Raw genomic sequence first — 13323 nt, 5'->3', positions numbered from 1 at the left:
CAAGGGAATGAGTTGCCATGACCGCAGAATTGATCGTTGACGCCCGCAATGCCGTGGGCGAATGCCCGGTGTGGGTGCCCGAGGAAAACGCGCTGTACTGGGTGGACATTCCTAACGGCGGCCTGCAACGCTGGAGCGCCGCCACCGGGCATATCGCCGCCTGGAAAGCCCCGCAGATGCTCGCCTGCATTGCCCGCACCGACGCAGGCAATTGGGTCGCAGGCATGGAAAGCGGGTTTTTCCAGCTTACCCCGCACAACGACGGCAGCCTCGACACCACGCTGCTGGCCGGTATCGAGCACCCCCGTGCGGACATGCGCTTGAACGATGGTCGCTGCGATCGCCAGGGCCGTTTCTGGGCCGGCAGCATGGTTTTGAACATGGGCCTGAACGCGGCCGACGGCACGCTTTACCGCTACGCCTCAGGGTCGGCGCCTCACGCAGCACTGAGCGGTTTCATCACCCTCAACGGCCTGGCCTTCAGCCCTGACGGCCGCACAATGTACGCCTCGGATTCGCACCCGCTGGTGCAGCAGATCTGGGCCTTTGATTACGACATCGACACCGGCACACCGACCAATCGCCGCGTGTTTGTAGACATGCACAACTTCCTCGGCCGCCCCGACGGCGCGGCGGTGGACGCCGACGGCTGCTACTGGATCTGCGCCAACGACGCCGGCTTGATCCACCGCTTCACCCCCAACGGGCGCCTCGACCGCTCCCTCACCGTCCCGGTAAAAAAACCCACCATGTGCGCCTTTGGCGGCGATCGCATGGACACTCTGTTTGTCACCTCGATTCGCGATGACAACAGCGACCAGTCGCTGTCCGGCGGCGTATTCGCCCTCAACCCCGGCGTACAAGGAATGGCCGAACCCCGCTTCACCCTTTAACTGCATCGCTGTGCCTTGAATACAACAATAAAAACACAGGAGAGACACCCCATGGACTTCAAACGCACCTTGCTGGCCGCTGCATTCTTCACCCTCTCCGGCGCCGCTCACGCGCAGGTAATCAAATTCGCCGACATCCACCCCGCCGGCTACCCCACCGTCGTCGCCGAAGAAAACATGGGCAAGGCCCTGACCAAGGAAAGCAATGGCGAGCTGACCTTCAAGTATTTCCCGGGCGGTGTACTCGGGTCAGAGAAAGAAGTCGTTGAGCAGGCTCAGGTCGGCGCGATCCAGATGACCCGCGTCAGCCTCGGCATCGTCGGCCCGGTGGTGCCGGAAGTAAACGTGTTCAATTTGCCGTTCGTGTTCCGTGACCAGGCGCACATGCGCAAAGTCATCGACGGCGAGATTGGCGATGAGATCCTCGCCAAAATCACCAACTCCGAATTCGGCCTGGTAGCGCTGGCCTGGATGGACGGCGGCACGCGCAACCTCTACACCAAAAAACCGGTACGCAAAATCGAAGACCTCAAGGGCATGAAGATTCGCGTGCAAGGCAACCCGCTGTTCATTGAAGCCTTCAATGAAATGGGCGCCAACGGCATCGCGATGGACACCGGCGAGATCTTCAGCGCCCTGCAAACCGGCGTGATCGACGGTGCGGAAAACAACCCGCCCACCCTGCTTGAACACAACCACTTCCAGAACGCCAAGTTCTACACCCTCACCGAGCACCTGATTCTGCCCGAGCCCATCGTGATGTCGAGATTCGCCTGGGACAAGCTCACCCCTGAGCAGAAAGTGATGGTGAAAAACGCCGCCAAGGTGGCTCAGGCTGAACAGCGCGTGCTGTGGGACGCCAAGTCCGCCAGCAGTGAAACCAAGCTGAAGGCGGCGGGCGTCGAGTTCATCACCGTCGACAAAAAACCCTTCTATGACGCGACGGCTCCCGTTCGCGCGAAATACGGTGCGGCCTACGCCGACATCATCAAGCGCATCGACGCCGTCGAGTAATCACCCTTCCCTCCAGTAAGGCCCGGCGCGGTCGGCATCGACGCGCCGGGTTACGGTGAACGCCATGAAGAATTTAGTGTTGCGCATCAACGACCGCATCTACATGACCTGCATCTGGGTCGCTGGCCTTTCAGTGTTGGGGGTCGCGCTGATCATCCCCTGGGGCATCTTCGCCCGCTACATCCTCGGCACCGGCTCCAGCTGGCCGGAGCCCACTGCCATCCTGTTGATGCTGGTGTTCACCTTTATCGGCGCAGCAGCCAGTTACCGTGCCGGGGCGCACATGTCGGTGGCGATGATCACCGACCGCCTGCCCGACCAACAGCGGCGCATCGTCGGGATTTTTTCCCAATTGCTGATGGCAACCATCTGCCTGTTCATGACGATTTGGGGCAGCAAGCTGTGCCTGTCGACCTGGAACCAGTTCATGAGCGCCATTCCCACCCTGCGCGTGGGCATCACCTATATGCCGATCCCGGTTGGCGGCTTTCTGACGCTGATCTTCGTGGTGGAAAAACTCTTGCTGGGCGACCAGAGCAACCGGCGCGTGGTGCGCTTCGACCTGGTAGAAGAAAGCGAAGGGGCTGCCTGATATGGACGCATTGATTCTGTTGGGCAGCTTTATCGCTTTGATCCTGATCGGCATGCCGGTGGCCTACGCCCTCGGGTTGTCGGCGCTGATTGGCGCGTGGTGGATAGACATTCCGTTCCAGGCCTTGATGATTCAGGTCGCGGGCGGCGTGAACAAGTTTTCGTTGATGGCGATTCCGTTCTTCGTACTGGCCGGGGCGATCATGGCCGAAGGCGGCATGTCGCGGCGGCTGGTGGCGTTTGCCGGTGTGCTGGTGGGCTTTGTGCGCGGCGGCTTGTCGTTGGTCAACATCATGGCATCCACGTTTTTCGGGGCGATTTCCGGCTCGTCGGTGGCCGACACCGCTTCGGTGGGCTCGGTGCTGATCCCGGAAATGGAACGCCGCGGCTATCCCCGCGAATTCGCCACGGCTGTGACCATCAGCGGCTCGGTGCAGGCGCTGCTGACCCCGCCCAGCCATAACTCGGTGCTTTACTCGCTGGCGGCCGGCGGCACGGTGTCCATCGCCTCGCTGTTCATGGCCGGTGTGGTGCCGGGCTTGCTGATGAGCGCGTGCCTGATGGTGCTGTGCCTGATCTTCGCCAAGAAGCGCGACTACCCCAAAGGCGAAGTCATCCCGCTCAAGCAAGCGCTGAAAATCTGTGCCGACGCGTTGTGGGGCCTGATGGCCATGGTGATCATCCTCGGCGGCATTCTCTCGGGCATTTTCACCGCCACCGAATCCGCCGCGATTGCCGTGCTGTGGGCGTTTTTCGTGACCATGTTCATCTACCGCGACTACAAATGGAGCGAGCTGCCCAAGCTGATGCACCGCACGGTGCGCACCATTTCCATCGTGATGATCCTGATCGCCTTCGCCGCCAGCTTCGGCTACATCATGACGCTGATGCAGATCCCGGCGAAGATCACCACGATGTTCCTGACCCTGTCGGACAACCGTTACGTGATTCTGATGTGCATCAACGCCATGCTGCTGTTGCTCGGCACGGTGATGGACATGGCGCCGCTGATTTTGATCCTCACGCCGATTTTGCTGCCCGTGGTGCTGGGCATCGGCGTGGACCCGGTGCATTTTGGCATGATCATGCTGGTGAACCTGGGGATTGGCCTGATTACCCCGCCGGTGGGCGCCGTGTTGTTTGTGGGCGCGGCGGTGGGCAAGGTCAGCATCGAGAAAACCGTGAAGGCATTGCTGCCGTTTTACGCGGTGTTGTTTCTGGTGCTGATGGCGGTGACCTACATTCCCGCGCTGTCGCTGTGGCTGCCGGGCGTGGTCTTGTAAACACTATTTATCGCGCAATGGAGATCTAATGTGGGAGCGGGCTTGCTCGCGAATGCGGTGTGTCAGTAAATACTTACTTAACAGGTACACCGCTTTCGCGAGCAAGCCCGCTCCCACATTTTGATCCCTGGCGTTTGTTCTATTGCACACGGCGGGACACCATGCCTTCTGAATTCATCGAACTCAACGATCAACTCACCCGCCTCACCCTGGCTCCAGCCGTGGGCGGCAGCATCGTCAACTGGACGGTCATCGCCACGGGCCAGCCGCTGTTACGCCACAGCGACGAGCAGGCCGTGAACACCGGTTTGCCGGGCAAACTCGGCTGTTATCCGCTGGCGCCCTGGTCCAACCGGATTGCCGAAGGCGGTTTCAACAATTCTGACGGTTGGCTGCCACTGGCGCCGAACAGCCTTACCGACCCGCTGCCGATTCATGGTTCGGCGTGGCAACAGGCGTGGCAGGTGCTCAGCCAGGCGGCGGACGAAGTGGTACTGGCGGTGGAGTGTGAGACGCCGTTTGCCTATCGCGCCGAACAGCGGTTTCGGTTGAGCAATGGCCAGTTGAGTATTGCCTTGAGCGTGACTCATCTGGCTGAACACCCGGCGTGGCATGGAGTGGGATTGCATCCGTATCTGCCGCGTCGGCCCGGTACACGGCTGCAGGCGAAAGCCTCGCAGGTGTGGATGAGTGACGCGTCGAAGCTGCCCACGGGCCTGGCGCCGCTGCCGATGGAATGGGACTTCCAGCAACTCAAAGGCCTGCCGGAGGGGTTGGTGGACAACGGGTTTTGCCAGTGGGACGGGCATTGCCGGATTGAACAGCCGGAGCTGGGGTATGCGCTGGAGTGTCAGGCCAGCGGTGCCGATTACTTTCTGTTGTACTGCCCGCCAGGGTTGGGGTTCTTTTGTATTGAACCGGTGAGTCATCCGGTGAATGCCCACCATTTGCCGGGAAGGCCCGGGCTGAAGCTGTTGAAGCAAGGCCAGTCGACTCAGCTGGAGTTCAGCCTGAAATACATTCCAACTGTGGGAGGGGGCTTGCTCCCGATGGCGGTGGGTCAGTAACACATCTCCTGTCTGACACACCGCCATCGGGAGCAAGCCCCCTCCCACATGTTGATCTGCATTGTGTCAGTGTCAGGGTGGTGAATTTTTGAGGCGCCCGGCGGTGTCGATGCTCACCACCACCGACAACCCCGGCCGCAGCCGCTCGCTCTCGGCCTGGTCCGGGTCCACCGTGATCCTCACCGGCACACGCTGGGCGATCTTCACGAAGTTGCCGGTGGCATTGTCTGCCTGCAACAGGCTGAACTCCGACCCGGTCGCCGGGGAGATATGCTGCACCGTGCCGTGAAACTTGCGGTGGTTCAGCGCATCCACGGTGAAGGTCACCGGCTGGCCGACCTGCACATTGTCCATCTGGGTTTCTTTCATGTTCGCGATCACCCACAGCTGATGCGGCACCAGCGCCATCAACTGCGCGCCGGAATTGACGTAAGCGCCCAGGCGCACGCCAATCTGGCCCAACTGGCCGTCACGTGGCGCGGTGATGCGGGTGTTGGAGAGGTCAATGCGCGCCAACTCAACGGCCGCATCGGCGCTCGCGACGGAGGCTTCCAGTGAACCGCGATTGACGATCACCGTTTGCAGGTCCTGCCGTGCGATGTCCAGATTGGCTTGAGCCTGGGCAACCGCGGCGATCGTCTGCGCGTTGGCGGCACGGGTCACGTCCAGCTCGCGCCTGGATACCGAACCGTCGCTGATCAGCTCTTCATTGCGACGCAAATCTGCGGTGCTCTTGCGCGACTGCGCTTCGCTGTCCGCCAACGCCGCCTGACGCAACTTGATGGTGGCTTCGGCACTGTTGCGCTGCTGCACCACATTGGCCAACCCGGCCTTCTGCACGGCCAATTGCGCCAGCGCCTGATCAAGGCGTTGCTTGTAAATGCGGTCATCCAGACGCACCAGCAAGTCGCCGGCCTTCACGTACTGGAAGTCCTGCACCGGCACCTCAAACACATAGCCGCTGAGTTGCGGGCCGATGATCGTCACCTGGCCGCGCACCAGGGCGTTTTCTGTGGTTTCAACCGCACTGCTGAACGGCGGCAATTGCCAGGCATACAGCACGATCAGCACGCCGACGATCGCAATCGCGGCAAAGCCCATCGAAGAAATAACGCGCACCCGCAGTGAGCGCGGTTCAGTCACGGTTGACCCTGCAGGTGTCGTGCCTTCAGGGGTGGACGCGACGGCATTAGTGGTCGTGGTCGTTTCAGTCATTGAGTTACGCCGCTGGGTTGAACGGGAGTGGCTGCTTTGGTGGTACTCATCAGCCACAGGCTGCGGATAAAGATCCAGATCATGGTCAGGATCGCGATGATCGCGATCAGCATGAAAACATCGTTGTAGGCCATCACGTTCGCCTCACGGGTCGCCGCCGTGGCCAGGCTGCGGATGCCCATCAGGTTGCGCAACTCCGGGTCGGCAATGATGCCGCCGTAGGCCGAGCCGCCGCTCTGCACGCGCGCGGCCACACGCGGGTCGAGCAGGGTCAGGTGTTCGACGATCATGCTCGAATGGTACTTCTCGCGCACGATCTGGAACGTGCCCAGCAATGCTGCGCCGATCAGGCCGCCGAGGTTCTGGCAAATCCCGAACATCACCGAAAAACTCACCAGGTTGCGCGGGTTGGTCAGCACGTTTCGCGTGCCCAGCACCATGGTCGGCCCGAGGAAAAAGGTGCCGCCAAAGCCCAGCAGAAACTGGCTGATGTAGAGGTTCTGCGGTCGGGTCAGGTTGCTGGAGAAACTGTCCATCACCGAACCCGTCGCCATCAGCGCCAGGGAGATGATCAACGGCATCAGCAAGTGCGCCGGGTTGATCGTCAGCGCACTGACCACCAGCCCGGCAATCGCCCCGGCCAGCATCACCACGTACAGGGTGTGCATTTGCTGGTAACTCATGTTGAGCATTTGCATGAACCCCACGGCGCCAGTGGATTGCTCCGACAGCACCATGCGAATCAGCACCACCGCCAGTGCCAGGCGAATCATCACGCCGCTGCCGAGCCAGCGCGTCATCAACAACGGGTTGGCGCGGTTATGCTCGATGGCCAGGCCGGCCATGATCAACACCAGCGAGAGCGCCGACGCCACGCCGATCCACGGCGCCTCCAGCCACCAGTCGATACGCCCCAAAGACAGCACCGCGCACAACAGCGCGACCCCGCTGGCGAGGATGGCGAAGGTCAGGAAGTCGAGCTTCTCGAAGGTTTTGAAGCGGTCGCCGGGCGGCAGCTTGAGCAGGAACACGCAGCCCAGGCAGATCAGCGCCATGCCCAATTCGAACAGGTAGAGGCCGCGCCATTCGGCGATTTGCAGCAAGTCCTCGGAGAACAGCCGCGCCAGCGGCAACGCGAGTTGCGCTGTGCCCAGGCCCAACACCAACGCCTTCAACCGCCACTTCGCCGGGAACGCCTGGATCATGTAATACAGGCCCAGCGAACTCAGCGCCGCGCCGACCATGCCGTGGGCCGCGCGCACCGCAATCGCTGAGCTGAGGTCGTTGACGAACAAATGGCCGAAGGTCACCAGTGCATACAGCACCAAAAATACCTCGGTAAACGCGCGCAAACCGAACTGCTGGCGAAACTTCACCAGCAGCAGGTTCATGCACACGTTGGTCATCACGTAGGAGGCGGGCAGCCAGGCCATTTCGGCGGTGGTCGCACCGAGTGCGCCTTGCAGGTATTGCAGGTTGGCGATAACCAGCGCGTTGCCCAGGCCCCCGGTAATCGCCACCAACACGCCCACCAGCGCAAACAGCCAGCGCTTGGGCGTGGAATGCAGCGGCGTCGACGGCGAGCCGGGCAGGCTCGGTCGCTCGTGGGGCTGCCAGGTGTGGGGGCTGTATTTATCCATTTGGGAGTAGTAGACCTGAGCGGCGTTCAACTTGCCAAGCCTAAGGCGGCCACGGTGAAAACTGTGGGAGCGGGCTTGCTCGCGAAAGCGGTGGGTCAGGCGACTAATTCGGTGCCTGGCACGCTGCCTTCGCGAGCAAGCCCGCTCCCACATTTGAGCTGTATTCCAACCGGAATCAGAGGGCAGCCTTGAACAGCATGCCGGCGGCCACCAGCACGCACAGGCTGGCGAAACCAACTTGCAGGACGCGCGCCTTGATCACGGTACACAGGCGACGCCCAAGCAACATGCCGAGGATGCTCGCGCCGATAAACACCCAGCCCATGGGCTCGATGCTGATACCGGCACGAAACGCGCCGACCACGCCCACCAACGAGATCAGGCTGATCACCATCAGTGAGGTGGCGACGATGCCGCGCATCTGCACGTCGGTGAGTTGCTTGAACGCCGGCACGATCAAAAAGCCGCCGCCCACGCCGAGCAGGCCCGACACCGCGCCGGTCACCGCGCCCAACGCCGCCAGGGTGGCGCTGCATTTGGCGGTCCAGTCGAAGCGACCGGTCTGCTGATCCAGCATGCAGTTCTTCTGGCCCCAGGACGCAGTGCCATGATCACTCGGACCGGCTTCAACCTTTTCGCGCTGCAACATGCGCCAGGCCACCAGCACCATCAGCGCGCTGAACAGGCCCATCAGCAGTTTTTCCGGCAACTGATGGGCGACATACACTCCCAGCGGGGAAAACAACGCGCCCAGCAGCGCGATCAACAACGCCGCGCGATAACGCACCAGGCCATGGCGCAAGCCGTCGATCGCTCCGACCGCCGCCGCCGCGCCCACCGCGAGCAATGACACCGGCGCGGCCTGGGTCATGCTCAAGCCCAACCCCAGCACCAGCGCCGGCACCCCGAGGATGCCACCGCCCGCGCCGGTCAGGCCCATGACCAGCCCCATCAATAATCCCAACACACCTGCCAGCAGCATTTAATCCACCTTGCTCAGGCGCGTCAGCCATTCGCGGCCCTTGAGCATGCCGTTCCAGTAGAACCACGGCAGCAGCGTGGCCTTGAGGAACCACATCGAGCGTCGCGCTATGGTCGGGTCAAGGGGAAAAGTCGGCAGCAGCTTGCCGCCGTAGCCGAACTCGGCCAGTACCACCTTGCCCTTCTCTACCGTCAGCGGGCAGGAACCGTAGCCGTCGTATTTGAGCGGCAGCGGCGCCTGTTTACGCAGGGCCAGCAGGTTTTCGGCAACCACCACAATTTGCTTGCGCACCGCCGCAGCGGTTTTCGCGTTGGCGGTGCCGCACACATCACCCAGGCCAAAAATGTGCGGGTAGCGCAGGTGTTGCAGGCTTTGCGGGTTCACTTCACACCAGCCGGCAGCATCGGCCAGCGGGCTCTGGCGGATGAAATCCGGGGAGACTTGCGGCGGGACCACGTGCAGCAGGTCGAAGGATTTTTCTTCGACGGCAACGTTGCCCTCGGCATCCTTCACCTCGAACCACGCCTTGCGCGCCGGGCCGTCAACCTTGACCAGGTTGGAATTGAACGCCAGGTGCGCGTTGTATTTCTCGACGTACTTCATCAAGGGCGGCACAAAGGTCGGCACGCCGAACAGTGCGGCGCCGGCAAGGTTGAATTCCACATTGATGTCTTTCAGAACGCCCCCTTTGAGCCAGTGATCGCAGGAGAGGTACATCGCTTTTTGCGGTGCGCCCGCGCATTTGATCGGCATGGCTGGCTGGGTGAAGATCGCCTTGCCGCCCTTGAGTTGCTGCACCAACTGCCAGGTGTACGCCGCATGCTGGTAGCTGTAGTTGGACGTGACGCCGTTTTGGCCGAGGGTGTTTTCCAGGCCTACGACCTTCTCCCAGGCCAGGCGCAGACCGGGGCACACGATCAGGTTTTTCCAGCTGACCCGCTGGCCGCTGTCGAGCACCAGGCTCTGTTCGTCGGGCAACAACTCGCTGACAGCGGCCTGCACCCAGGTCACGCCATTGGGCAGCACATCCGCCAGGGCGCGTCGGGTCTTTTTCAGGTCGTAGGCGCCGCCACCCACCAGCGTCCAGGCCGGCTGGTAATAATGAAATTCGTTGGGTTCGATCAGGATGATGTTGAGGTGAGCGTCGCGCTTGAGCAGGCTGGCCAGCAGGCCGATGCCCGCCGAGCCGCCGCCGATGACTACGATATCGCCACTGATGGTCGGTCCACCGTGTTGCTCATTCATGGTCAGTCGCCTTTCTTATCGTGCACACAAGGGTCGCTGCCGGATGGCGTCACGCCCAACTTTTAATAACCGCGCCGCAGTAAAGCCCGGACAGGGTTTTCATTACTTGAATCACTTCGTGGCTGGCCAGCCCGTAGAAAATGTATTTGCCTTCCCGACGGGTGGCGACCAACCCTTCATCCCGCAAGATGCCCAACTGTTGAGACAGCGTGGGCTGACGTACGCCGGTGAGCGCTTCGAGCTCGCCAACGTTGCGCTCGCCCTGCGTCAACTGGCAGAGGATCAGCAAACGGTCTTCATTGGCCAGCGCCTTGAGCAGGGAACAGGCCTTGGACGCCGACGCCCGCAACTGGGCGACTTCGCCTTCACTCAGAGTAGATTCCATTTGCTTCGGGTCCTTTGTGTCACTTAAGCTCAAAACATTATGTGTAAACGTAAACTGATTGTAACCACTTTTTTCGCTATCGGGGACAGCCGCCATGCCAGCGTTGATTCAAGCTTTTCTGGACGAGGCATCGTCGACCTATACCTATGTCATTTATGAACACGACAGCGGCCCGTGCGCCATTGTCGATTCAGTGCTCAATTACGACCCGGCTTCCGGGCGCACCGAGACGACCGGCGCAGATAAAGTCATCGCGTTTGTGCATGAGCACGGTTTGCAGGTGCAGTGGCTGCTGGAAACCCACGCCCACGCCGATCACCTGTCGGCGGCGCCGTATTTGCGCCGCGCGTTGGGCGGCAAGATTGCGATTGGTCAGTCGATCAGCAAGGTGCAGGGTGTGTTCAAGAGGTTGTTCAATCTGGAGCCGGAGTTTTGCGTGGACGGCTCACAGTTTGATCACCTGTTTGCGCCGGATGAGGTCTTTCACATCGGAAATTTGAAGGCTCAGGCGCTGCATGTGCCGGGGCATACGCCGGCGGACATGGCCTATCTGATTGAGGATCGGTTGATTCTGGTGGGCGACACGCTGTTTATGCCCGATGTGGGAACGGCGCGTTGCGATTTCCCCGGCGGCGATGCGCGGCAGTTGTATGCGTCGATGCGCAAGTTGCTGGCGTTCCCTTTGGAAACCGAGCTGTACGTGTGCCATGACTATCCCCCCGAGGGCCGTGAGGCCAAGTGCCTGACGACGGTGGCCGAGCAGCGGGCGGGGAATATTCATGTGCATGACGGGGTGGATGAGGCGGCGTTTGTCGAGATGCGCACCAACCGTGATGCCGGGCTGGGAATGCCGACATTGTTGTTGCCGGCGATTCAGGTGAATGTGCGGGCGGGACATATGCCGCCAGCAGAAGACAACGGTGTTGTTTACCTCAAGATCCCACTCAACCAACTGTGAAAATGTGATTTAACTGTGGGAGCGGGCTTGCTCGCGAATGCGGTTTGTCAGACCCACATGAATCGACTGACACACCGCATTCGCGAGCAAGCCCGCTCCCACAGTTTGGATTGTGTGAACCTGTTGGGTTTCAGGTGCCCAGGTTGATGCCATTCGCCGGCAGTGGCAGCGCGGTTTTGTAGCGCACTTGCTTGAGCGCGAAGCTGGAGCGGATGTTGGCCACGCCGGGCACCTTGGTTAAAAAATCCATCATGAAGCGTTCCAGCGACTGGATCGTCGGCACCAGTACCCGGATCAAATAATCCGGGTCGCCCGCCATCAGGTAGCACTCCATCACTTCCGGCCGGTCCGAGATCGCGCCTTCGAACTGCTGCAGCGCCAGCTCGTTCTGCTTTTCCAGGCTCACATGGATGAACACGTTAACGTGCAGCCCCAGCAAATCGGCGTCGAGCAGCGTGACCTGTTCGCGGATCAGGCCCAATTCCTCCATCGCCTTCACCCGGTTGAAACACGGCGTGGGCGACAGGTTGACCGAGCGGGCCAGGTCGGCGTTGGTGATGCGCGCGTTCTCCTGCAAGGCGTTGAGAATGCCGATATCGGTACGGTCCAGTTTGCGCATGAGACAAAATCACCTGTTTATTATGTTTATGCAGTTTTTTTATCCGCAAATGATCCACAGCGCAATGAAACAGAGATAAATATTCTTCTACGCCACGCCTATGATTGTTGTAGGACAAGATTTCTTCTACCCGAAGACGGACTGTCAGCTAGCGCGCCCACTACAAGAAATTCACAAGATAGAGCGTAGAAAGCCATGACTCAGCAGTACGAACCACTGCGCCTGCACGTCCCCGAACCCTCGGGCCGCCCAGGCTGCAAAACCGACTTTACCTACCTGCGCCTGACTGACGCAGGTACGGTGCGCAAACCCGCCATCGACGTAGAACCCGCCGACACCGCCGACCTGGCCAAGGGCCTGATTCGCGTGCTCGACGACAAGGGCCAGGCCCTCGGCCCGTGGGCTGAAGGCGTCAACGTCGACATCATGCGCCGTGGCATGCGCGCCATGCTCAAGACGCGGATCTTCGACAACCGCATGGTGGTCGCCCAGCGTCAGAAGAAAATGTCGTTCTACATGCAAAGCCTTGGCGAAGAAGCCATCGGCAGCGCCCAGGCGTTGGCCTTGAACATTGACGACATGTGCTTCCCTACCTACCGCCAGCAAAGCATCCTGATGGCACGCGAAGTGCCGTTGGTGGACCTGATCTGCCAACTGCTGTCCAACGAGCGCGACCCGCTCAAGGGCCGCCAGTTGCCGATCATGTATTCGGTCAAGGACGCCGGCTTCTTCACCATTTCCGGCAACCTTGCCACCCAATTCGTACAAGGCGTGGGCTGGGGCATGGCCTCGGCAATCAAGGGCGATACCAAAATTGCCTCGGCCTGGATCGGCGACGGTGCCACGGCTGAATCCGACTTCCACACCGCCCTCACCTTCGCCCACGTCTACCGCGCGCCGGTCATCCTCAACGTGGTGAACAACCAGTGGGCGATTTCGACGTTCCAGGCCATCGCCGGTGGTGAAGCCACCACCTTCGCCGGACGCGGCGTCGGGTGCGGCATTGCTTCCTTGCGGGTGGACGGCAACGACTTTATCGCGGTGTACGCCGCTTCCGCCTGGGCTGCCGAGCGCGCGCGCCGCAACCTGGGGCCAACCTTGATTGAGTGGGTTACCTACCGCGCCGGCCCGCATTCCACCTCGGATGATCCTTCCAAGTACCGCCCTGCCGATGACTGGAGCCACTTCCCCCTCGGCGACCCGATTGCCCGTCTCAAACAGCACTTGATCCAGATTGGCCAGTGGTCCGAAGAAGAACACGTGGCGGTCAGTGCCGAACTTGAAGCCGAAGTGGTCAAGGCGCAAAAAGAAGCCGAAACCTACGGCACCCTCGCTGGCGGGCAGATTCCAAGCGCCGCCACCATGTTCGAAGACGTCTATAAAGAGATGCCGGAGCACTTGAAGCGCCAGCGTCAAGAGTTGGGGATCTGA

13 protein-coding genes are annotated in these 13323 nt (G+C 61.0%); 7 read left to right on the top strand and 6 right to left on the bottom strand.

The annotated features are described in order from the left end of the window. Window positions 1-17 precede the first annotated feature (17 nt). The 5 genes from Q7C20_RS12255 to Q7C20_RS12235 all read left to right on the top strand — a co-directional run bounded on the left by Q7C20_RS12255 (window position 18) and on the right by Q7C20_RS12235 (window position 4848). The gene (locus tag Q7C20_RS12255) at window positions 18-893 is read left to right on the top strand and encodes an SMP-30/gluconolactonase/LRE family protein (RefSeq protein WP_375067641.1); all 876 of its coding nucleotides are present in this window, start codon (window positions 18-20) and stop codon (window positions 891-893) included. 51 nt (window positions 894-944) lie between these two features. Continuing rightward, window positions 945-1907 (top strand): TRAP transporter substrate-binding protein, encoded by a 963-nt coding sequence (locus Q7C20_RS12250; RefSeq protein WP_375067639.1) that lies wholly within the window; start codon window positions 945-947, stop codon window positions 1905-1907. Window positions 1908-1971: 64 nt separating this feature from the next. Beyond that, a complete protein-coding gene (locus tag Q7C20_RS12245; RefSeq protein WP_348058069.1) occupies window positions 1972-2499 on the top strand; it encodes a TRAP transporter small permease in 528 nt (175 codons plus the stop codon). A 1-nt stretch (window position 2500) separates the two neighbouring features. Beyond that, complete coding sequence (locus Q7C20_RS12240; protein WP_348058067.1) at window positions 2501-3781, top strand: TRAP transporter large permease; 1281 nt, start codon at window positions 2501-2503, stop codon at window positions 3779-3781. Between the two features lie 161 nt (window positions 3782-3942). Then, window positions 3943-4848, top strand: coding sequence for an aldose 1-epimerase (locus Q7C20_RS12235; protein WP_375067637.1), 906 nt, complete (start codon window positions 3943-3945; stop codon window positions 4846-4848). A 72-nt stretch (window positions 4849-4920) separates the two neighbouring features. Here the strand turns inward: Q7C20_RS12235 and Q7C20_RS12230 are convergent, their stop codons facing one another. From Q7C20_RS12230 to Q7C20_RS12210, 5 genes are all read right to left on the bottom strand, one after another. Further along, window positions 4921-6063 carry an HlyD family secretion protein gene (locus Q7C20_RS12230; RefSeq protein ID WP_375067635.1) on the bottom strand — a complete coding sequence of 381 codons (1143 nt, stop codon included), beginning with the start codon at window positions 6061-6063 and terminating at the stop codon, window positions 4921-4923. Continuing rightward, entirely contained in the window at window positions 6060-7703 is a 1644-nt protein-coding gene (locus tag Q7C20_RS12225) for an MFS transporter (RefSeq protein ID WP_375067633.1), read from the bottom strand. Before Q7C20_RS12225 ends, Q7C20_RS12230 begins: the two co-directional genes overlap by 4 nt. A 175-nt stretch (window positions 7704-7878) precedes the next feature. Next, window positions 7879-8685 (bottom strand): sulfite exporter TauE/SafE family protein, encoded by an 807-nt coding sequence (locus Q7C20_RS12220; RefSeq protein ID WP_375067631.1) that lies wholly within the window; start codon window positions 8683-8685, stop codon window positions 7879-7881. Beyond that, on the bottom strand, window positions 8686-9930 hold the full coding sequence (locus tag Q7C20_RS12215; RefSeq protein WP_375067629.1) for an FAD/NAD(P)-binding oxidoreductase: 1245 nt from the start codon (window positions 9928-9930) through the stop codon (window positions 8686-8688). Between the two features lie 49 nt (window positions 9931-9979). Continuing rightward, entirely contained in the window at window positions 9980-10315 is a 336-nt protein-coding gene (locus Q7C20_RS12210) for a helix-turn-helix transcriptional regulator (protein WP_005789341.1), read from the bottom strand. Between the two features lie 94 nt (window positions 10316-10409). On the opposite strand from Q7C20_RS12210, the gene Q7C20_RS12205 reads away from it, so the two are divergent. After that, window positions 10410-11273: an MBL fold metallo-hydrolase gene (locus Q7C20_RS12205; RefSeq protein ID WP_375067627.1), complete on the top strand. Its 864-nt coding sequence runs from the start codon at window positions 10410-10412 to the stop codon at window positions 11271-11273. A gap of 130 nt (window positions 11274-11403) precedes the next feature. Here the strand turns inward: Q7C20_RS12205 and bkdR are convergent, their stop codons facing one another. Next, window positions 11404-11892 carry a Bkd operon transcriptional regulator BkdR gene (gene bkdR, locus Q7C20_RS12200; RefSeq protein WP_375067626.1) on the bottom strand — a complete coding sequence of 163 codons (489 nt, stop codon included), beginning with the start codon at window positions 11890-11892 and terminating at the stop codon, window positions 11404-11406. Between the two features lie 195 nt (window positions 11893-12087). Here bkdR and Q7C20_RS12195 point away from each other — a divergent pair, with 195 nt between their 5' ends. Further along, entirely contained in the window at window positions 12088-13323 is a 1236-nt protein-coding gene (locus Q7C20_RS12195) for a 3-methyl-2-oxobutanoate dehydrogenase (2-methylpropanoyl-transferring) subunit alpha (RefSeq protein ID WP_375067624.1), read from the top strand.

This window comes from Pseudomonas sp. AMR01 (assembly GCF_041946035.1).
Taxonomy (GTDB): Bacteria; Pseudomonadota; Gammaproteobacteria; order Pseudomonadales; family Pseudomonadaceae; genus Aquipseudomonas; species Aquipseudomonas antarctica_B.
This window is presented reverse-complemented; position numbering and strand designations above follow the sequence as displayed.

Bases quoted from the DNA above. Each gene is read 5' to 3' on its own strand.
- Q7C20_RS12255 (WP_375067641.1), top strand. From the start codon at position 18: ATGACCGCAGAATTGATCGTTGACGCCCGCAATGCCGTGGGCGAATGC.
- Q7C20_RS12250 (WP_375067639.1), top strand. From the start codon at position 945: ATGGACTTCAAACGCACCTTGCTGGCCGCTGCATTCTTCACCCTCTCC.
- Q7C20_RS12245 (WP_348058069.1), top strand. From the start codon at position 1,972: ATGAAGAATTTAGTGTTGCGCATCAACGACCGCATCTACATGACCTGC.
- Q7C20_RS12240 (WP_348058067.1), top strand. From the start codon at position 2,501: ATGGACGCATTGATTCTGTTGGGCAGCTTTATCGCTTTGATCCTGATC.
- Q7C20_RS12235 (WP_375067637.1), top strand. From the start codon at position 3,943: ATGCCTTCTGAATTCATCGAACTCAACGATCAACTCACCCGCCTCACC.
- Q7C20_RS12230 (WP_375067635.1), bottom strand. From the start codon at position 6,063: ATGACTGAAACGACCACGACCACTAATGCCGTCGCGTCCACCCCTGAA.
- Q7C20_RS12225 (WP_375067633.1), bottom strand. From the start codon at position 7,703: ATGGATAAATACAGCCCCCACACCTGGCAGCCCCACGAGCGACCGAGC.
- Q7C20_RS12220 (WP_375067631.1), bottom strand. From the start codon at position 8,685: ATGCTGCTGGCAGGTGTGTTGGGATTATTGATGGGGCTGGTCATGGGC.
- Q7C20_RS12215 (WP_375067629.1), bottom strand. From the start codon at position 9,930: ATGAATGAGCAACACGGTGGACCGACCATCAGTGGCGATATCGTAGTC.
- Q7C20_RS12210 (WP_005789341.1), bottom strand. From the start codon at position 10,315: ATGGAATCTACTCTGAGTGAAGGCGAAGTCGCCCAGTTGCGGGCGTCG.
- Q7C20_RS12205 (WP_375067627.1), top strand. From the start codon at position 10,410: ATGCCAGCGTTGATTCAAGCTTTTCTGGACGAGGCATCGTCGACCTAT.
- bkdR (WP_375067626.1), bottom strand. From the start codon at position 11,892: ATGCGCAAACTGGACCGTACCGATATCGGCATTCTCAACGCCTTGCAG.
- Q7C20_RS12195 (WP_375067624.1), top strand. From the start codon at position 12,088: ATGACTCAGCAGTACGAACCACTGCGCCTGCACGTCCCCGAACCCTCG.